The organism is Hymenobacter gummosus (genome assembly GCF_003970915.1).
GTDB classification, from domain to species: Bacteria; Bacteroidota; Bacteroidia; order Cytophagales; family Hymenobacteraceae; genus Solirubrum; species Solirubrum gummosum.
Map to the genome: position 1 here is coordinate 57,935 of NZ_RXOF01000009.1, position 17,839 is coordinate 75,773.

Genomic DNA, 17,839 nt, shown 5'->3' on the forward strand with positions numbered 1-17,839 from the left:
GCCTGGCTCTATTTGGATTTCATGCCGGCATGTTGAATTGCAACTAAGGGCCGGATTGATCAAGCCGTTAAAGCAAGAAAGCCACCCCGAGGGGTGGCTTTCTTGTTCGGTTTGTTTAGGCTTCCCGAATCGTCCACGAAATCCGTGTAATTCGAAAAATCCGCACGAATCCGTGATTATTACTTATTCGAGCCGGGGTTGATCATGGCGCAGCGGAAGCCGATGGAGGCCGTAGCCGAGTCCTGAGCCATGAAGCGGCGCGTACCGGGCGAGAGCCAGTAGGCAACGTCTTTCCACGAACCGCCTTTGTACACGCGCACCTTGTCGTCGATCAGCGACTGGTAGCCTTTCTTGTCGTACTTCGTCTCTTCGTCGAGCACGCCGTTGCGGCGGAAGGGGTTCAGGTCTTCCATGTCTTCGAACGACAGCGGGCGGTATACGTCCTGCACCCACTCGTTCACGTTGCCCGACATGTTGTACAGGCCGTAGTCGTTCGGGGGGTAGGCGTACACGTACTCCGTAATCATAGCGCCGTCGTTGAGCGAGCCGGCAATACCGGCGTAGTCACCGCGGCCGCGCTTGAAGTTGGCCAGGAACTGACCCATCTTCCGGCCGTAGGAGTTACGCACCTGGCGGCCGTCCCACGGGTATACGCGCTTGTTTTCCTGGTTTTCGTTGCCCACTTCCTGGGTGCCGATCATAGCCTGAGCGGCGTATTCCCATTCAGCTTCGGTGGGCAGGCGGTAGTTCGGCAGGGTGTTACCGTTCTCGATGGAGATTTTGGTCTTGCCCTCCTCGTCGGTAGCTGCTACGTCGCCGGTACCTTCAGCACCGTCGCCGGCATCGTCGCCGCCTTTGTTTTTCTTCTTCTTGGATTTCTTCGTCGAGGTGCCCATGTCGGCACCGGCGGCCAGGTTCTCGTTCACCTTGGCCGTACGCCAGGTGCAGAAGTCGTTGGCCTGCAGCCAGCTCACGCCCACCACGGGGAAGAAGCGGAAGCCGGGGTAACGCAGGTAGTAGTCGACGTAGGGGTCGTTGAACGACAGGTCGCGGGCCCACACGGTGGTGTCGGGCAGGGCCGACTGGTAGAACTCCTCGGAGGAGTCTTTCCGCACGTAGTGCAGGTATTCCAGCCAGTGAATGTTGGCCACCTCGGCTTCGTCCATGTAGAACGAGGCCACGGTTACGGTGCGCTCGAGGTTGTCGTGGGTCATGGCCACGTCCTCTTCGCCCGAACCCAGCACGGTGCGGCCGCCTTCGATGAACACCAGGCCCGGGCCATCCGGAATGCCCTGGTAGTCAGCCACCTTCATGCCTTCTTCGGTGTTGTACTCAATGCCCGTCGTGGACGAGTACTTGCCGGGCTTCTGAGCCGAGGGCGGACCGCTTTTGCAAGCCGACAGGGCGCAGGCGCCAACGACAGCTAAACGCAGGTACTTGGAAAAATTCATACTTGTTTACGTGGAACTCCTTGAGCGGAAAAGGCTTGAGAATGGCAAACTGAACGCAATGTTACGAGTTTTCAGAAGGTCGGACAAGGGGGAGCCGCGTAATTTTTGCGGCGCAGGCGCCGATACCCGGCTTCGAGCAAGTCAATCTTCTGTAAACACAATGTTACCTCGTGGGCGCCGCCGGCTTCGCGGCCGAACCGGTTGAGACTCACGTCGTAACTGTAGGCAAAGCGGAAACCGTTCCAGGCGACGCCGGCCAGGGCCACCAGGCTCTGCTGCGTCTTGCCCGGGCCGGGCGTGGCACCCCGCCAGATCAGCCCGGCGGTGACAGGGGTCCAGGTACCGTACAGGCCGATTTCGGCGCGGTCGGAGCCGCCCTGGTAGGTGTAAGTGGCCGTGGGCGAAAGGCTTACCTCGCGGTACACCCGCTTAACGGTGGCACGGCGGAAATAGTGTTTGTAGCCGCCGTGCAGGCTCAGCCGGAAGGGTAGCCGGGCTTCATCGGCGCGGCCTACGACGGGCTGATTCAGGTGCGACACCGAGGCCCCGCCCCAGGCGCGGTCGGTGTACAGCAGGCCGCCCAGGCCCATGGTGAGGTAGCGCACGGGCTCGTAGACCTGCGGAATCTGCTCGGCCGAAGGGCCGCTGATGGACCCGTTGGCGTCGAACTGGTCGCTGAACACCAGGTTGCCGTAGCTGATGCGCTGGGAGCCGTAGGCCGCATGCGCGCCGGCGCTGACGTACACGTTGCGGGCCAGCTTGGAGTGGTAGGCGTAGGTAAAGCCGCCCTCGAAGCGCGTCATGTCCAGGCCCCCGCCGCGGTCGGCGTTGATGAGCAGCCCGACGGCGCTACGCTGGTCCTGGAAGCGGTAATCGGCCGCCAGCTGGCTGGACTGCAGCGTGCCGATGAGCGTGGGGTACTGGTTGCGGTAGGCCAGCGTGACGCTGTAGTCGTCGAGCAGGCCGGTGAAGGCCGGGTTCAGGTGCAGCCGGGTGGCGTAGGCCTGGGAGTAAAACACGTCCTGGGCCCGGGCCGTAGGCACCAGAGCCAAGCTCGACAGGGCCACCATGCCGCCGGCCCACGCCGCCGCGGGCCGGAGACGCCGGCAAAGCAGAAAGGCGGGCGGAAAAGTGGCGCGCATAGAACCGCGGAAGGGCTGGAATGGCACGCGGTTGGCTACGCGGCGGCCACGCCCAAACGGGGCGGGCGGAGCGTGGAGCCGGACCGGGTGCTAGTTGGGTGTACTAACGGCCGGAAATCCGCGTTTGGTGCGCGGCTGCTGGGTGGCGGAACTAAAATTGCAAATTCGCTCCTGTTTAAGGTGCCACCTCGACTAGCGGAAACGGCTCCCGGAGCGGTTGTGGGCTAGTTGTCAACTGTTTATGCCATGCGAAAATTTTTTCTGGGCCTGCTGATTTTCCTCGTGGTGCTCGTGGCGGCCGTAGCGCTGACGCCAATACTCTTTAAGGACAAGCTTCGGGCCGCCCTCGACAAGCAACTCGCCCAGAAGCTGGCGGCCCGGGTGGAATATGAGCCCGAAAACGTAAGCGTGAGCTTGATTCGCACCTTTCCGGACCTGGACCTGAGCATCGAGAACCTGCGCATCATCGGCAAGGACTCCTTCGCGCTGGATACGCTGGCCTCGCTGCCCCGCCTCGACGTGGGGCTGGATTTGATGAGCGTCATCAGCGGCGACGAAATCAAGATTAACCAGGTGAACCTGGAGCGGCCCGACCTGCACATCAAGGTGCTCAAGAGCGGGCGGGCCAACTGGGACATCGTCATTCCGGACTCGGCCCTGGCCAGCAAGGGCGTGGACACCACTTCCTCGCCGAAAATTGCCATCAAAGGCTGGAAGCTGGACGACGGCCACATCCGCTACGAGGATTTGAGCATCCCCTTCAGCATGGAGCTGCGCGGGGTAAACCACTCGGGCTCGGGCGACTTTGCCGAGGACGTATTCGATATGAAGTCGAACACCACGGCCGAGGCGCTGACCATGGTGTACGACAAGACGGCCTACATCGAGCGGAAGAAGCTCACGGCCGACGTGACCATGGGCATGGACCTGGGGAAGATGCTGTTTACCTTCAAGGACAACCAGGTGCGGCTCAACGACTTCCCGTTCAGCTTCCAGGGCCAGATCGGGCTGCCCAACGAGACGGACATTACTTATGACCTGACCTTCAAGGCGCTGGAAACGGACTTTAAGAACATCCTGAGCCTGGTGCCGGGCGTGTTTACCAAGGATTTCCAGAGCATCGAAACGGCGGGCAAGGTGGCGTTTGACGGCTACTTCAAGGGCGTGCAGAACGCGGTGAAGATGCCCGGCTACGGCGTGAAGCTGCAGATTACCAACGGCATGTTTCACTACCCGGATCTGCCCCAGGCCGCCAAGAACATCAACGTGGACATGAAGGTGGACAACCCCTCGGGCTTCACCAACAACGTGATGGTGGACGTGCGGAAGTTTCACCTCGACCTGGGCAAAAACCCGGTGGACGGCAACGTGCGCATCGACGGGCTGGAGCCGATGAAGGTGGACGGCCGGGTGAAGGCCAACGTGGACCTGGCGGAGGCCACCAAGGTGTACCCGGTGCCGGATATGGTGGTGCGCGGGCTGCTGGCGGTGGACGCCACGGCCAAGGGTACTTACTCGAAGACCCAGATGCCGGTGACCCGGGCCGCGCTCCGCCTGACCAACGGCTACGTGAAAGCCAAGGCCTTCCCGGCGCCGGTGGAAAACCTGGCCCTGAACGGCACGGTGGTGAATACCACGGGGCAGATGAACGACACCCGCATCGACATTCCGCAGTTTAGAATGCTGCTCGACGGGGAGCCGCTGGAGGGCCGCCTGGCCGCCCAGAACATCGACAAGCCGGTGTTTGACGCCAACGTGAAGGGCGTGGTGGATTTGACCAAGCTGACCAAAATCTTCCCGCTGGAGGGCATGACGGTGACCGGGCGCCTGAACGGTAACATTGCCGCCAAGGGCAGCATGGCCGACATCGAGGCCGAGCGGTACCAGAACATCGTGGCTTCGGGCACGGTGCAGGCCCAGAACGTGACCTACAAAAGCACCGACCTGCCCCAGGGCGTGAAGGTGAATGCGGCCACGGCTTCGTTCAACAACGCCAGCATCACGCTGCAGAACATGACGGGGTTCGTGGGCTCCTCGGACGTGCAGGCGTCGGGCGTTATCAGCAACTACATGGGCTACCTGTTTACGCCCGGCCAGCCCCTGCGCGGCACCCTGAACGTCGCTTCGAAGCGCTTCAACGTGAACGAGTGGATGGTGGAGCCAACTGGCGCGGCCTCGGCGGGGGCGAAGACGGCGGCTAAGGCGCCGGCTACGGCCACCGCGGCCGACGGGGTGCTGCAGATTCCGAAGTTCTTCGACTTGAAGCTGAACGCCGACGTGGACCAGGTCATCTACGACAACCTGAAGCTGGACAATCTGAAAGGCGCGCTGACGGTGAAGGACGAGGCCGTGAACATGAACGGGCTGACCTTCAGTACCCTGGGCGGACAGTTTGCCACCAACGGCAGCTACAACAGCCGCGACCTGCAGCACCCCAAGTTCAACTTCGGGCTGAACATCAAGAACCTGAACTTCCAGAACGCCTTTGCCGCCTTCCCCTCGGTGAAGAAGCTCTTGCCGCTGGCCCAGCAGGTGGAGGGCATCTTCGGCACCAACTTCTCGGTGAGCGGGGAAATGGGCCAGGACATGATGCCGGTGTACAGCACCCTGACGGGCAAGGGCCTGTTTGAGGTAGTGCGCGCGGCCGTGGGTACCTCGCCGGTATTCAGTAAAATCAGCAACCTGACGCAGCTGCAGGAGCTGAAGAATTTCGCGGTGAATAACAAGGACGTGGCCGCCGAAATGCTCAACGGCAACTTCATCGTGAAGCCCTTCGACTTCACCGTGGGCCAGATCAAGGCCACGGTGGGCGGCTCCTCGAACGTGTCGGGCGGGGTGGACTACGTAATGGCCCTGGACGTGCCCACCGGCAAAGTGGGCAACGCCCTGAACGCCAAGCTCACTCAGCTGACCGGCGTGCAGGATATCAAGGGCACCGAACGGGTGACCATGGGCCTGAAAATCGGCGGCTCCATCACCAACCCCGACGTGAAGCTGAGCACCGCCGGCACCAAGGCCCAGGCCAAGGACCTGGCCAAAAACCTGGTGACCAGCGTGGTGCAGAGCAAGGTGGACGACGCCAAGCTGAAGCTGGCCGCCAAAGCCCAGGTGGCCCAGGACAGCGCCCGGAAGGAGCTGGAAAAGAAACAGCAGGAGCTGCAGGCCAAGGCCGCGCAGGAGCTGGAGAAAAAGCGCCTCGAAGCCGAAGCCAAGCTCAAGCAGAAAGCGCAGCAGGGGCTGAAAGACCTGCTCGGCGGCAAGAAGAAACCCAGCCAGCCGGCTACCCCCGCGCCCACGCCCACTCCGGCGCCCACGCCCGCACCCGCAGATACCGCCAAAGCCGGAGGGAATTAAGGGTTAGAGGGTATGGGGGTAGGAGGGTAAGAGTTGGTTAACGACTCATGCCCTCCTACCCCATACCCTCTAACCCTAATTCCCCCGCACTACCCGGCTTACCAGCTCGGTGCGGGAGCTGACCTGCAGCTTGCGGTACACGCGCTTGACGTAGGTGCGCACGGTTTCGGGCGAGAGGCCCATGCGGTGCGCCACCTGCTTGTCGCTCAGCCCATCGACGATGCCCTGGACCACGGCCTGCTCCCGCCCGGTGAGCAGGCCGGGCTGCGTCTGGGGCAGAAGATTGAAGTGGGCCAGCACTTTGCGCACCACGGCCGGGCTCATGGGGGCGCCGCCGCGGGCCACGTCGAGTACGGCGGCTTTGTACTCGGCCAGGGAGGCGCTTTTGAGCACGTAGCCGGTGGCACCCTAGCGCAGGGCCTGAAAGATGGTGTCGGCGTCGTCGAAGACGGTTTGCATGAGCACGTCGGCCTCGGGCAGGCGCTGGCGGATGAGCGGCAGCGCCTCAATGCCGCTCAGGCCGGGCATCTGCACGTCGAGCAGCACCACTTGGGACGGGCCGCTGCGCTGCCGGAGTTGCTGGTCAAGTTGGCGGCATCATTACCCAGCAAAAACGCCCGCCCGGCTATCGGGCGGGCGTTTTTGCTGGGGATTGTATCTATTCGGGCCTGACTTACGTTAGGAGAGAAATTTTCAGATTGATGGTGAATAGTATATTTAATGCCATGGGCTAAAAAATAAAGCCAGTATGGCTGTTTGGTTTTGCACTTTGCTTTTAAACAATTTTCTCAGCCCATGAAAGCAAACATTTCCTTCCTGACTGGTGCAATTGCACTAGCCACCCTGCTGGGCCTCGGCAGATGCGGCAAGGACAACGATAAAGCCGGTGCCGCCAAGCTGCGCATCAGCCTCACCGATGCCCCCGGCGACTTCCGCGCCGTCACGCTCGACGTGCAGCGTATTGAGCTGCACCTGAACCCCGAAAACGACCCCAACGGCTGGCAGACCCTACCGTTTACGCCTCAGAGCCTCAACGTGCTGGAGTACGTGAATGGCCGCTCGGCCCTGCTGGTCGACACCGATTTCGACCCGGGCACGCCGCAGGAAATCCGCCTGGTGCTCGGCCCTAACAACACGGTAACTACCCGTAGCGGGCAGACTTACAACCTGAAAACGCCCAGCGGCCAGACTTCCGGCGTGAAGCTGAAGCTGCAGAACGTGAGCCTGGTGGCCGGACAAACCTACCAGCTGCTGCTCGACTTCGACGTGGCCAAGTCCATCGTGGAGCGCGGTAATGGTAATGGCAACGGCAATCAGAACGAGCGGTACCTGCTTAAGCCCGTTATCCGGGTAGTGGCGCAGGATCTGAACGGGGCCATCCGCGGCACCGTGTCGCCGGCCGCCGCCCTGCCCCAGGTGCTGGCCATCCGCAGCAGCATCACCGTGCCCGATACCTTCAGCACCATGGCCGACGCCAGCGGCGCCTACCAGCTCTGGAGCCTGCCCGCCGGCACCTACACCGTGAAGTACTTCCCCACCGGCACCGCGCCTACCGGCCAGGCCGCCTACCGCGAAGCTACCCGCACCGGCATCACGGTAACCAACAACGTGACAACGGTTATCGACAATACCACGCTGCAGTAAAGGCGGCGGTGCAGTAGCAGTCATTGCGAGGCGAAGCAATCCTTCCTCTAGTAGCAACGCCGCTACAATTGGCAGAAACCTAAAAACGGCACCGCCCGGAACCTGGGGTACTTGGTTTCGGGCGGTGCCGTTTGGAGTTAGTGCGTTTGGTGCCGTCGTGCCGCGAGAGGAAGGATTGCTTCGCTTCGCTCGCAATGACAGTGTATGTTACCGTCTACCCTATTCCTTACTCCAGAACGGCCGGATAATCTGCATCATCTCGTCGTGCACGTGGCCATTGCTGGCAATGATTTCGCGGTTGAAAATCGGGTCCCCGTCTTCCAGGAACTGTGTGACGCGGCCCCCGGCTTCGCGCACCAGCAGCACGCCCGCCGCCACGTCGTAGGAGTTGATATTGAACTCAAAGAAGGCTTCGAAGCGACCGGCGGCCACCCAGGCCAGGTCGATGGCGGCCGAGCCGACACGGCGCACCCCGTTGGTTTCGCGCATGAACTCCTTGAGCATGCCCAGGTAGGGGTCGATGCGGTTGAAGTTGCTGTAGGGGAAGCCCGTAGCCACCAGCGACTTGCTCAGCGTGGGCGCGTCCGATACGCGGATGGGCCGCTCGTTGGCGAAGGCCCCGCCGCCGCGCACGGCCCGGAAGGTTTCGTCCTGGTTCACCTCGTACACCACCCCGATAACCAGCTCCGAGCCCTCCATCAGGGCGATGCTGACCGAGTACACCGGCAGGCCGTGGATGAAGTTGGTGGTGCCGTCGAGCGGGTCGATAATCCAGGTGTACTGCCCGGCGCGGTTGGCCGGCCCGGCGGTACCTTCCTCGGTAATGAAGCCGGCCTCGGGCAGCAGCTCGCGCAGCCCCGCCACCACAATGCGCTCCGACTCCTGGTCGACGTACGACACCATGTCGTGCAGGCCCTTGTTTTCGACGCGGCCGCGGTCGAAGCTGGCGGCTTCCTGGCGGATAAACTGGCCGGCCCGGCGGGCTACTTCGGCTACCTGGTGGCTGAGTTGGGTAAGGTCAAGCATGGAAGAATGGTATTGTCATCCTGAGTGCAGCGAAGGACTTTGTTATGTTTAGATAGATTACTAGCTGACGTAATAAGGTCCTTCGCTGCGCTCAGGATGACAGAAGGAAAAAAGTCATTTTACAAAGCGGTGCAGCAGCACCCACGCCAGCAGCAGCACCGCTAGCACCTGCGCGGCGTAGCCCAGCAGTTCGCCGTGGCGGGTGTAGAAGGTCAGCTCGTCGTTGAGGTGCACGGTGTAGCGCGAGGCGGCCTGCACCCACCAGCCCGTCTGCTGCACGATGTCGCCGCGCTGGTTGATGAAGGCCGACACGCCGGTGTTGGCCGAGCGGGCAATGTCGCGGCGGGTTTCGATGGCGCGCAGACGGCCGTAGGTCAGGTGCTGCTGGTAGCCGGGCGAATCGGACCACCAGCCGTCGTTGGTGATAATGCCGATGAGTGTGGCCCCGCGGCGCACGTACTCGCTCACGTAGTCGGAGTAGATGGACTCGTAGCAGATAACCGGCGCCACGCGCAGGGCGGAGTCGGCGGGCGTGGCCGTGCGGCTGCGAAACACCGTGCGCTGCTCCTGGCTGCCGTAGGAGCCCACCACGCCGCCGAGGTTGATGGTACCCAGGGCCGCTTCCAGCCAGCTCGGCACCTTTTCCACGCCCGGCACCAGCTTCGATTTGTGGTACACCTGCGTCGGGCCGGTGGCGCCGTCCACGTGCAGGGCGGCGTTGTACACGTCGTAGTAGCCCACGTCGTCGCGGTGGCGGGCCGTCTTGGAGGCCTGCTCCTTCGAGGGGTAGGTGCCCACCGAGGTCATGCCCGAAATCAGGCGCAGGCCGGGGTGGCTGCTGAGCAGCTGCCGGATGCGCTGCACGTCGGGGCTGGCGTCCAGAGAATGTTCCCAGTGGTATTCTTCCAGCGAAGTTTCGGGCCAGAGCACCAGCCGGGTCTGCGGCGTGACGGTCTGCTCCGTCAGCCGAATCATCCGCTCCCGCTGGGCCTCGGGCGTGATGTAGCGCGCCCCGCCCGCAAACTTTTCCTCGAAGGGGTCGACGTTGGGCTGCACCACCACCACCTCGGCGGCCGGGCCTTTTTCCTGCCAGCGGCTATTGATAACGAAGGACAAGAGCAGCGGCAGCGCCACGGCCAGCACGGCGGGCAGCCAGCGGGTCAGTGTTTCGTTGTTTGTTTTTTGTTGTTCGTTGTTCGTTGCGGCGGCCCTGTCAGGCAACGGCTCGTTGCCAAACAAGGCCCGGAACACGGCCAGGTTGGCCAGCAGCACCCACAAGGAGCCGCCGAGCTGCCCGGTGTACTCGTACCACTGCACCCAGCCCGGCACCGCCGCGAAGCCGTTGCCCAAGGTCAGCCAGGGCCACGACAGGTCCCAGGTCAGGTGCAGCTGCTCGAAGGCCAGCCAGTACACCACGAACGAGAGGTAGCCCACGGCCCGGCCGGCCCGGCAGCGCGTGTGCCAGAAGGCCACCAGCGGCAGGCTCTGCAGGGCCGCGTTCAGCACGTTGGCCGCAATGCCGCCGCCCACCGTGCTGTAGCCCACCCAGTAGGTGGTCAGCACGTTCCAGAGCAGCAGGTACAGGTAGGTCCAGCGCCAGAAGCGGCGGCCCGTGGCGCCCTGGGCGCGCAGCACTTGGGCCAGCCGCAGCAGCGGCACCAGCCCGACGAGCAGCAGCAGCGGGGCGGGGGCCGGGTGCACCGGCCAGCCGGCCCACAGCAGCAGGGGCCCCAGCAGCGTCAGCAGCCAGGGTTTATTCGCGAAGTCCTTGAACGACAATGACAATTTCTCCTTTGATGGTGGCACGGCGCCCAAACTCGGCGGCCAGCGCGGCCAGCGTGTCGGTTACCGTTTCTTCGAATAGTTTGGTCAGCTCCCGGCTCACCGAAGCCGGCCGCTCAGGGCCCAGCGTCTCGGCCAGCTGCTCCAGCGTCTTCACAATGCGGTGCGGCGACTCGTAGAAAATCATGGTTCGGGTTTCCTCGGCCAGTTCCCGCAGGCGCGTCTGCCGGCCTTTCTTCACCGGCAGAAATCCTTCAAACGTAAACCGCTCGGCCCCGAAGCCCGACTTGAGCAGGGCCGGCACGAAGGCCGTGGCGCCGGGCAGGCATTCCACTTTCAGCCCGCGGGCCAGCGCCTCACGTACCAACAGGAAGCCCGGGTCGGAAATTCCCGGCGTGCCCGCATCCGACACCAGGGCCATTTGTTCGCCCTTTTCCAGCCGGTCGAGCACCCGCTGCACCGTCTGGTGCTCGTTGTGCAGGTGGTAGCTGAGCATGGGCTTTTTCAGGTTCAGGTGCTGCAGCAGCCGGCCGCTGGTGCGCGTGTCCTCGGCCAGCACCACGTCGACCTCACCCAGGATGCGGATGGCACGCAGGGTGATGTCCTCCAGGTTGCCGATGGGCGTGGGCACGAGGTATAGGGCAGTCGGGGTGGGCTGGTCGGTGGGCTGCATAAGGACAAAGGTAGACCGCAGATGGTGACGGATACAGGAACGGACGCAGGGACGGTTCAGCCTGCTGTCATTGCGAGGAGGCACGACATTCCGCGCATCAAGCGGCGTCAATCCTTCCTCCCGAGGCACAACGGTTCAACCAGCAGAAGCCAAAACCAACAGAGTTCAAAATACCTCTAAAGAAAGGCAAAACTCCTCCCGTGCTCGGCGCCCTCCACGTTTCCGCGGCGAGCTAGAAACACCCGCGCCGCCCGCCGAAAGCTAGGCCGCCACTTCCTCGCCGCCGTACTCGGCGGCCAGCTTGTCGATGGCCTCGGCCAGCTTATGGTCGCGCTTGGTCACGGTGTTGCCCGCGTCGTGGGTGCGCAGGCGGAATTCCACGGTGTTGTACTCGTTGGCCCACCAGGGGTGGTGGTCCTGGTACTCGGCTTCCTCGGCCACGTCGGTCATGAAGCTGAAGGCCGTCTGGAAGTCCTTGAAGCGGAAGGTGCGGCGCAGGGAGTTGTCAGTTTCAGTCCACATAAGGGTTGGAAGCAGAGTTGAGACGCCGAAAAAGGCCTCGGCCAAGCTACGAAATACGCGGCTTGCGGCGCCGCCACCAGCCGACGCCGCAGGCCGCCAGCAGGCCAACCACGAGGCCGTGGGCCAGCGCATTGCCAAACAGCGTGGCGACCATGTAGCTGCCGCCCCATTCCGGGTCGTTCCAGTTGCCGAGCAGCTCGTCCGGCAGCAGCCAGATGGCCGACAGCCCGGGCTGCATAAACACCAGGGCCAAGACTGCCGCGCCCGTCCACAAACCCGCCCGCTGCGCCACCGTGAGCCGGTATTTCGAGGAAACGAACACGGCCATTATCAGCGGGGAAAGGATGCCTGCAATGACAAGGCCGGCCAGCAGCAGCAGAAAGAAAAACCACATCTATCGGGGGCTTAGCGTCAGAGTCGACTAACGGTCGGACAACCTAACGCGGGCCTGGGTGGGCGGCTTGCAGCCGCGCCCGCACTTCCATCAGGGCGAAGCCCAGCAGGTTCAGCCCGCGCCAGGCGGCCGGGTTCAGGGCCCGCGCATCGTTCTGCGCCAGCCCGATGCCCCAGATGGCGTCGACGGGGCTGGCCTCCACCAGCACCCGCACGTCGGTGCCGAGCAGGAACTCCCGTAGCGCTGGGTGCTGCCCGAACTTGGCTTCGTTGCCGCGCACCACGATGCCGAAGCGGGCCGCCTCCCACCGCTCCGCGTCGAAGCCCCGCACCTGCCGGCCGTATTTCTTGGCCTGATCGGGGTGGGTGGCCTGAATGATGGCCTGCCGGTTTTGCTCGTCGCCGAACAGGCGGGCTTTTTCGGCCATCATGTAGTGCTCGGCCGTGGGGTAGCGCAGGCCCTCCACCTCGAAAGGCGCCGGATACCACTGGCTCAGGCATTCCTTACCCACTTCGGTGGCCTTCGGGGCGGGCGTATGACCCCAGAAAAACAGGTACTTGGCCTGGTGCCCGGCGGCTAGGTGCCGCTGCAGGGTGTCGAGGTCGTAGATATCGGCGGCAAGGTATTCGTGGTCCATAGGGCGGTAACACAGGCTGACAACGCCTCAACATACGCAGCCGGAGCGAATTGGCAACCCAAACCCGGCCGGTGGAGTACACCTTTTCAAAACGACCTTCCTCCTCCCAAGAACCCAAACACCGCTCTTACTCCCATGTCTATCGACCCCAAAAACCGTCCCGTGCGGGAAATTCCCAACGATACGACCGACGAAGAACTGCGGGCTGGCCACATCATCCCCGGGGCCGATCCGCCCAAAAATGAAGATGCCCGCGGCGGCTTCGGCAACCGCGACGGTAAGCAGGGCTTCGGCACCGACTCCTCCGACGGTATTTCGGCCGTTTCGGTAAACGAAGACGCCGACAAGCCCGGCCACCCCGCCGACAACATGCGCGGCGACGATGAAGGCCGCCCCGTGGTGCCCAACGAGGACATGCCGACCCCCGACGTGCTCGATACGCGCCGCCTGCCCGACGCCATCGACGAAATCGAGGGCGACTCGCGCCGCGCCCGCAACGCCGGCGAAGACCTCACCGACGAGGACGACCTCGATGCGGTGGACCGCCGCAACAGCTTCGGCGACGACGAAGACGATGCCGGCTCGGGCCGTAGCGGCGCCGACCGGGGCCGTAGTGCCTCCGCCGGCGGCGCCATCGACTACAACTCCAAGGCCTCCGACGCCCGCCCCGATACCAACGCCGACCTTACCGACCCCGATGCCCAGGAATCGGGCATTGCCAAAGGCTTCTAGCCCCGGCTCGAAGCGGCTGGCTATTTACCACAACCACCCAAAACACCACTGCCATGCCTTACAAAAGCAATAATACCAACCACCAGTCCAAGGAAAACAAAGGCGGCCCCGCCGCCGCCGAGCAGCCCCGCGCTGCCGGCCAGCTGCCCGTAAACGACCGGGATGAGCAAACCGAGGACCGCCTCGAACAGGAAGCCCAGGACGCGCCCCAGCGCCACCCCAACCGCAACCTCGACAAGCCCGAGCTGGACAAGCCTAGCTACGGCGGCGGCCACTAATCGGCCCGATAATCAAAAAAGCACCGCCCAGACTAGGCGGTGCTTTTTTGTTGTGGGCGGTTTGATAGAAAGCGAAAAGCTCATCACGTCGAGCCCCACGAGCACTGATGTGCCGGCGTAACCGTCCACAACCGGAGGAGAGCGAAGCTAAAATCCGTGTCATCCTAAAAATCCGTCCCAATCCGTGATGCGTTACGCCACCACCGACCTCCACGGCTGCCTGCACTCCTTTCGCCAGCTGGTGGAAGACAAGCTCAAGCTCGGCCGCACCGACACCCTTTACCTGCTCGGTGACTACGTCAACAAAGGCCCCGACACCCGCGGCGTGCTCGACTACATCATGCGCCTGCAGGCCGAGGGCTACCAGCTGCACTGCCTGCTCGGCAACCACGATTTGGAGCTGCTGGAAGCCGCCCGCGGCCAGCGCCCCCTGGCCAGCTGGACTTCCGCCGCCGACCACAATATGACGCTGGGCAGCTTTGGAGTAACGCGCACCGAGGATATTCCCGAGGTCTATTTGCGCTGGCTCGAAGGCCTGCCCCTGTCAGTGGAACTGGCGGACTTTGTACTCGTCCACGCCGGGTTTGATTTCCGGCTGCCGCCCGACGAAATGCGCCAGCACCGGCATTCCATGCTCAACATCAAGGACTTCACCTTCGATGCTTCGCGCCTGCACGGCAAGCGCCTGTTGCACGGCCATAACCCCAAGCCCGTGGAGCACCTGCGCCAGCAGCTGGAGCAGCGCAGCGGGGCCGTCGATTTGGACACTGGCTGCGTGTACCGCCACAACCCCGAGCTACGCCACCTAGCCGCCCTGAACCTGGATACCTGGGAACTAACCCTACAGGAAAACATCGAACCGGGCTATCCTATTGGCAAACGCTAGAGCAGGATATGATTATTCAACGGTGCCATCGGTCGGTTTTTGTGATATGCTAAGCCTTGATGCAAAATACAAATTGCTTACAAATGGAATAGTTATATTATTATAATGTTGCTACATGTATCATGTGTTCTTGATATGAGCCAAATTAATTTAAAAGCCTTTTGTGACTTTTTATGTTGTAAGTATTTGAAATAAAGTATTTTAGTGATGATTTAAAAAGACTTTGTTTGCTTGATAATACAAAACAGTTAAAAAAATAGAGGTCTGCGGTAGGATTCCCAAAATGGTCCTTTATATTTGGTTAGTGACATTGGCTGTCATGTGAGCGTGGCAGCGGCTTAATGTCATTTTTTTGATTCCTGCCTATGGCTGACTGACTACTTCTCCCCTGCTTTTCCTGGTAATCAAGCCCCTGTTAGCTGCTTGATTGAGCCGTTTTCAGCGCCTTTGGGCGGGCTGACGGCCACTCCCTTGCCCTGATTGACCCTAGCCTGCTGCCTTTCTGCGCCATGAAACAAACTTTACTTTCCCCGAATTCAACCCCTGCCGAGCGGCCGATTTCGGTCACGCGGCGCCAGGCTTCCTTGGCCATGTGGCTGCTGCTGCTCTCGGCCCTCACCCTGCTGCTGGTGCAGCGCGCCCAGGCTCAGGCCCCGGTGGTGCTGCGCGTGGGCGCCGGCGGCTCCTACGCCACATTGACGCTGGCCCTGAACGCGGTGCCGGCTACCCTGAACGCGCCCTACGAGCTGCACCTCACCAGCGGCAGCACCTTTGAGGAAGACGTCCTGATTACGCGCCTGGCTAGCGCCGCCAACCCACTCACCATCAGGCCCGAAGCCGGCGCCACCGGCATTGTCATCCGCGGCACCGTCACCTTTGGGGGCGGGGCACGCTACGTAACGCTGAGCGGGCACAACGGCAACGCTTCCCGGCAACTGACGGTGCAGCAGGCCAGCACGGCCCAGCCCGCCGTGGCCCTCACCGACGACGCCCACCACATCACCGTCCGCGACGCCCGCCTGCTCGGAAACAACGCCTCGCTCAGCGGCGGGGTGGTGGAACTCGACGGCGGCGCGCTAACGGGCAACGACGACAATACGCTGATGGGCAACTTTATCGGCAATGCCAGCGGCGGGCAGCTGCCGGCCAACTTGGTGTACGCCGCGCCCGGCAACGGCGCCGCGGCCAACGACCGGGTGGCCGTGGCCGGCAACGAGCTGGTGAACTATGCCCAGTGCGGCGTGAAGGTGAGCAGCGGCAACGGCGACGGGTGGCTGATTCGCGACAACAGCTTCTACTATGCCCTCGGCACCGCCCCCACCACGGCCCAGACGGCCATCAGCTTCCTGCCCGGCGCCGCTTCCGACAACAACTCGGTCAGCGGCAATTATATCGGCGGGACGGCCCCGCTGGCGGGGGGCGCTACCTGGGTAAATGCCGGCGCCCAGGACTTTAAGGGCATCGAGGTGAGCTGCGGCACGGCCAGCGGCTCGGCGGCCAACGTGGTGGAAAACAACGTGGTGCGCAACATCAGTCTCTCGCAGCCCAGCAACCAGGCTTTCCAGGCCCTGCTGATGACCAGCGGCCGCAGCGAGCTGACGGCCAACAGCATCACCGGCGTGACCAACAACGGCACCGACGGCGTCAACGCGCTGGTGTCGCAGGCGCAGACGGTGCTCAGCAGCTTCACGGTGGCGCCCGGGCAGGTCATGTCGATTCAGAGCGGGCAGACGGTGGTGACGGGCAACCTCACCATTCAGGGCACGCTCAACCACACCGGCGGCGACATTGTGGTCAACGGCGACTTTACCAATACCGGCGCCTTCGCCCAAACGCTGGGCAACCTGGAGGTGAAGGGCAACATGAACAACACCGGCGTGTTCAGCTGCACCACCGGCGGCGTGCTGCTGACGGGCACCGGGCCGCAGCTGGTCAGCGGCGGGCTGTACTACAACCTGGAAGTGCGCGGCGCGGGCGTGAAAACCCTGGCCGACGACCTTATCCTGGCCAACAACCTGGTGATGAACGGCGGCATTCTGGACACCGGCCCTCTGAACAAAATCCGCCTCAACGCCGACGCCCTGCTGACGGAAACGGCCGCCAGCTACGTGCTGGGCCGGGTGGAAGCCCGCCGCACGCCCCGGGCCGGCACGCCCGAAATCTTCGGCAATGTGGGCCTGACGCTGACCCCGGCCGCCGGCTCCCTGCTGCCGGGCCCGACCACGGTAATACGCACCACCGGCACGGCCGCCACCATCAACGGCACGCCGGCCATCAAACGCTACTTCGACATCACGGCGCCGGTGACCAGCGGGCTGAACGTGGACATGCGCCTGGACTACCTAGCCGGGGAGCTGAACGGTCTGGCCGCCGCCGATTTGCGCTTCTTTAAATCCGCGGACAACGGCAGCACCTGGCAGCCGCGCGGGGTGAGCAGCGCCGGCAGCGGCTTCGCGGTGCTGACGGGCGTCGACGGCTTCTCGCGCTGGACCCTGGGCGAGCTGAACGCTCCGCTGCCGGTGGGCCTGACGGCCTTTCGGGCCCAGCGCCAGCAGCAAACGGCGGTGCTGACCTGGACCACGGCCCAGGAGCAGAACAACCATGGCTTCGCGGTGGAAGTATCGGCCGACGGGCGCAGCTTCCGGCCGCTGGCTTTCGTGAGCAGCGCGGCGGGCCAGTCGACGGCGGCCCGCAACTACCGCTACGTGGACGCGGAGAGCGGCAAGCAGGGCCTGCGTTACTACCGTCTGCGCCAAGTAGACCTCGACGGCAAGGAAACCTACTACGGCCCGCGCACGGTGAGCTTCGACAGCCGCCCCTCGCTGGCGGCCTTCCCCACGGCCTTCGACCAGAGCTTCGAGGTGGAGCTGGTGGCCCCGGGCACCGGCAACGCCGTGCTGACGCTGACCGACGCGCTGGGCCGCGTGGTGTGGACGCAGCAGCAGGAAGTAATGGCTGGTCCGGCCCGTCTGCGGGTGGCCCCGCAGTGCCCGGCCGGCAATTACCTGCTCACCGCCTCGGTGGATGGGCAGCGCTACCAGCAGCGCGTGGTGCGCAAATAGTCTGAATGGCCGGTATGCGGCCCGCTTGCGGGCCACGGTTAGGGAAAACAGTCGACCAGCAGCGGCCCATACCGGTCATTTACAGCTTTCAGGGTTGGTTGGAAGGGAAACCCGTCCGGGGCATCTGCCGCTCCGGACGGGTTTGTTGTTTTGGGAGTATCGACCAAGGCGTGCTGCCGGGCATCAACCCTCATCTGCTCACCATCAAACCATATCTGCCGTGCATCAAACGCGCGCTGCCCAGTGCTTAGACCGC

Annotated in this window: 16 protein-coding genes; 6 read left to right on the forward strand and 10 right to left on the reverse strand. The window is 63.2% G+C overall.

Annotated elements, in window-relative coordinates:
- Positions 1 to 179: 179 nt before the first annotated feature.
- Positions 180 to 1,451 (reverse strand): SUMF1/EgtB/PvdO family nonheme iron enzyme, encoded by a 1,272-nt coding sequence (locus tag EJV47_RS15800; RefSeq protein WP_126694140.1) that lies wholly within the window; start codon positions 1,449 to 1,451, stop codon positions 180 to 182.
- A gap of 71 nt (positions 1,452 to 1,522) precedes the next feature.
- Positions 1,523 to 2,593: a PorP/SprF family type IX secretion system membrane protein gene (locus EJV47_RS15805; protein ID WP_126694141.1), complete on the reverse strand. Its 1,071-nt coding sequence runs from the start codon at positions 2,591 to 2,593 to the stop codon at positions 1,523 to 1,525.
- Positions 2,594 to 2,839: 246 nt separating this feature from the next.
- On the opposite strand from EJV47_RS15805, the gene EJV47_RS15810 reads away from it, so the two are divergent.
- Positions 2,840 to 5,947, forward strand: a complete 3,108-nt coding sequence (locus EJV47_RS15810; protein WP_126694142.1) for an AsmA family protein — start codon at positions 2,840 to 2,842, stop codon at positions 5,945 to 5,947.
- A gap of 75 nt (positions 5,948 to 6,022) precedes the next feature.
- On the opposite strand, the gene EJV47_RS15815 is transcribed toward EJV47_RS15810, so the two are convergent.
- Together EJV47_RS15815 and EJV47_RS15820 are read right to left on the reverse strand one after the other, a co-directional pair.
- Positions 6,023 to 6,340 (reverse strand): response regulator transcription factor, encoded by a 318-nt coding sequence (locus tag EJV47_RS15815; RefSeq protein ID WP_126694143.1) that lies wholly within the window; start codon positions 6,338 to 6,340, stop codon positions 6,023 to 6,025.
- Between the two features lie 15 nt (positions 6,341 to 6,355).
- Positions 6,356 to 6,496, reverse strand: a complete 141-nt coding sequence (locus tag EJV47_RS15820; protein ID WP_126694144.1) for a response regulator — start codon at positions 6,494 to 6,496, stop codon at positions 6,356 to 6,358.
- A gap of 246 nt (positions 6,497 to 6,742) precedes the next feature.
- Here EJV47_RS15820 and EJV47_RS15825 point away from each other — a divergent pair, with 246 nt between their 5' ends.
- Positions 6,743 to 7,591 carry a DUF4382 domain-containing protein gene (locus EJV47_RS15825; protein WP_126694145.1) on the forward strand — a complete coding sequence of 283 codons (849 nt, stop codon included), beginning with the start codon at positions 6,743 to 6,745 and terminating at the stop codon, positions 7,589 to 7,591.
- A gap of 219 nt (positions 7,592 to 7,810) precedes the next feature.
- Here the strand turns inward: EJV47_RS15825 and EJV47_RS15830 are convergent, their stop codons facing one another.
- From EJV47_RS15830 to EJV47_RS15855, 6 genes are all read right to left on the reverse strand, one after another.
- Complete coding sequence (locus EJV47_RS15830; protein ID WP_126694146.1) at positions 7,811 to 8,617, reverse strand: inositol monophosphatase family protein; 807 nt, start codon at positions 8,615 to 8,617, stop codon at positions 7,811 to 7,813.
- Positions 8,618 to 8,731: 114 nt separating this feature from the next.
- A complete protein-coding gene (lnt, locus tag EJV47_RS15835; RefSeq protein WP_243651187.1) occupies positions 8,732 to 10,423 on the reverse strand; it encodes an apolipoprotein N-acyltransferase in 1,692 nt (563 codons plus the stop codon).
- Entirely contained in the window at positions 10,371 to 11,072 is a 702-nt protein-coding gene (gene rsmI / locus EJV47_RS15840; RefSeq protein ID WP_126694148.1) for a 16S rRNA (cytidine(1402)-2'-O)-methyltransferase, read from the reverse strand. Before rsmI ends, lnt begins: the two co-directional genes overlap by 53 nt.
- 261 nt (positions 11,073 to 11,333) lie before the next feature.
- On the reverse strand, positions 11,334 to 11,594 hold the full coding sequence (locus EJV47_RS15845; RefSeq protein WP_126694149.1) for a 4a-hydroxytetrahydrobiopterin dehydratase: 261 nt from the start codon (positions 11,592 to 11,594) through the stop codon (positions 11,334 to 11,336).
- Between the two features lie 46 nt (positions 11,595 to 11,640).
- Positions 11,641 to 11,988: a hypothetical protein gene (locus EJV47_RS15850; protein WP_126694150.1), complete on the reverse strand. Its 348-nt coding sequence runs from the start codon at positions 11,986 to 11,988 to the stop codon at positions 11,641 to 11,643.
- A 43-nt stretch (positions 11,989 to 12,031) separates the two neighbouring features.
- On the reverse strand, positions 12,032 to 12,625 hold the full coding sequence (locus tag EJV47_RS15855) for an NADAR family protein (RefSeq protein ID WP_126694151.1): 594 nt from the start codon (positions 12,623 to 12,625) through the stop codon (positions 12,032 to 12,034).
- A 135-nt stretch (positions 12,626 to 12,760) separates the two neighbouring features.
- Here EJV47_RS15855 and EJV47_RS15860 point away from each other — a divergent pair, with 135 nt between their 5' ends.
- The 4 genes from EJV47_RS15860 (at position 12,761) to EJV47_RS15875 (ending at position 17,583) form a co-directional block, all read left to right on the forward strand.
- Positions 12,761 to 13,357, forward strand: a complete 597-nt coding sequence (locus EJV47_RS15860; RefSeq protein WP_126694152.1) for a hypothetical protein — start codon at positions 12,761 to 12,763, stop codon at positions 13,355 to 13,357.
- 53 nt (positions 13,358 to 13,410) lie between these two features.
- Positions 13,411 to 13,635 (forward strand): hypothetical protein, encoded by a 225-nt coding sequence (locus tag EJV47_RS15865; protein WP_126694153.1) that lies wholly within the window; start codon positions 13,411 to 13,413, stop codon positions 13,633 to 13,635.
- Positions 13,636 to 13,822: 187 nt separating this feature from the next.
- Positions 13,823 to 14,521, forward strand: a complete 699-nt coding sequence (locus tag EJV47_RS15870) for a metallophosphoesterase (protein WP_243651194.1) — start codon at positions 13,823 to 13,825, stop codon at positions 14,519 to 14,521.
- A 509-nt stretch (positions 14,522 to 15,030) separates the two neighbouring features.
- A complete protein-coding gene (locus tag EJV47_RS15875; protein WP_126694155.1) occupies positions 15,031 to 17,583 on the forward strand; it encodes an autotransporter outer membrane beta-barrel domain-containing protein in 2,553 nt (850 codons plus the stop codon).
- The last annotated feature ends 256 nt before the right edge of the window (positions 17,584 to 17,839 follow it).

What these genes read in the sequence shown, in the direction of transcription:
- EJV47_RS15865 (WP_126694153.1), top strand. Translation starts at nt 13,411, where the DNA reads ATGCCTTACAAAAGCAATAATACCAACCACCAGTCCAAGGAAAACAAA.
- EJV47_RS15875 (WP_126694155.1), top strand. Translation starts at nt 15,031, where the DNA reads ATGAAACAAACTTTACTTTCCCCGAATTCAACCCCTGCCGAGCGGCCG.
- EJV47_RS15825 (WP_126694145.1), top strand. Translation starts at nt 6,743, where the DNA reads ATGAAAGCAAACATTTCCTTCCTGACTGGTGCAATTGCACTAGCCACC.
- EJV47_RS15800 (WP_126694140.1), bottom strand. Translation starts at nt 1,451, where the DNA reads ATGAATTTTTCCAAGTACCTGCGTTTAGCTGTCGTTGGCGCCTGCGCC.
- EJV47_RS15845 (WP_126694149.1), bottom strand. Translation starts at nt 11,594, where the DNA reads ATGTGGACTGAAACTGACAACTCCCTGCGCCGCACCTTCCGCTTCAAG.
- EJV47_RS15810 (WP_126694142.1), top strand. Translation starts at nt 2,840, where the DNA reads ATGCGAAAATTTTTTCTGGGCCTGCTGATTTTCCTCGTGGTGCTCGTG.
- EJV47_RS15855 (WP_126694151.1), bottom strand. Translation starts at nt 12,625, where the DNA reads ATGGACCACGAATACCTTGCCGCCGATATCTACGACCTCGACACCCTG.
- EJV47_RS15860 (WP_126694152.1), top strand. Translation starts at nt 12,761, where the DNA reads ATGTCTATCGACCCCAAAAACCGTCCCGTGCGGGAAATTCCCAACGAT.
- EJV47_RS15870 (WP_243651194.1), top strand. Translation starts at nt 13,823, where the DNA reads ATGCGTTACGCCACCACCGACCTCCACGGCTGCCTGCACTCCTTTCGC.
- rsmI (WP_126694148.1), bottom strand. Translation starts at nt 11,072, where the DNA reads ATGCAGCCCACCGACCAGCCCACCCCGACTGCCCTATACCTCGTGCCC.
- EJV47_RS15830 (WP_126694146.1), bottom strand. Translation starts at nt 8,617, where the DNA reads ATGCTTGACCTTACCCAACTCAGCCACCAGGTAGCCGAAGTAGCCCGC.
- EJV47_RS15805 (WP_126694141.1), bottom strand. Translation starts at nt 2,593, where the DNA reads ATGCGCGCCACTTTTCCGCCCGCCTTTCTGCTTTGCCGGCGTCTCCGG.
- EJV47_RS15850 (WP_126694150.1), bottom strand. Translation starts at nt 11,988, where the DNA reads ATGTGGTTTTTCTTTCTGCTGCTGCTGGCCGGCCTTGTCATTGCAGGC.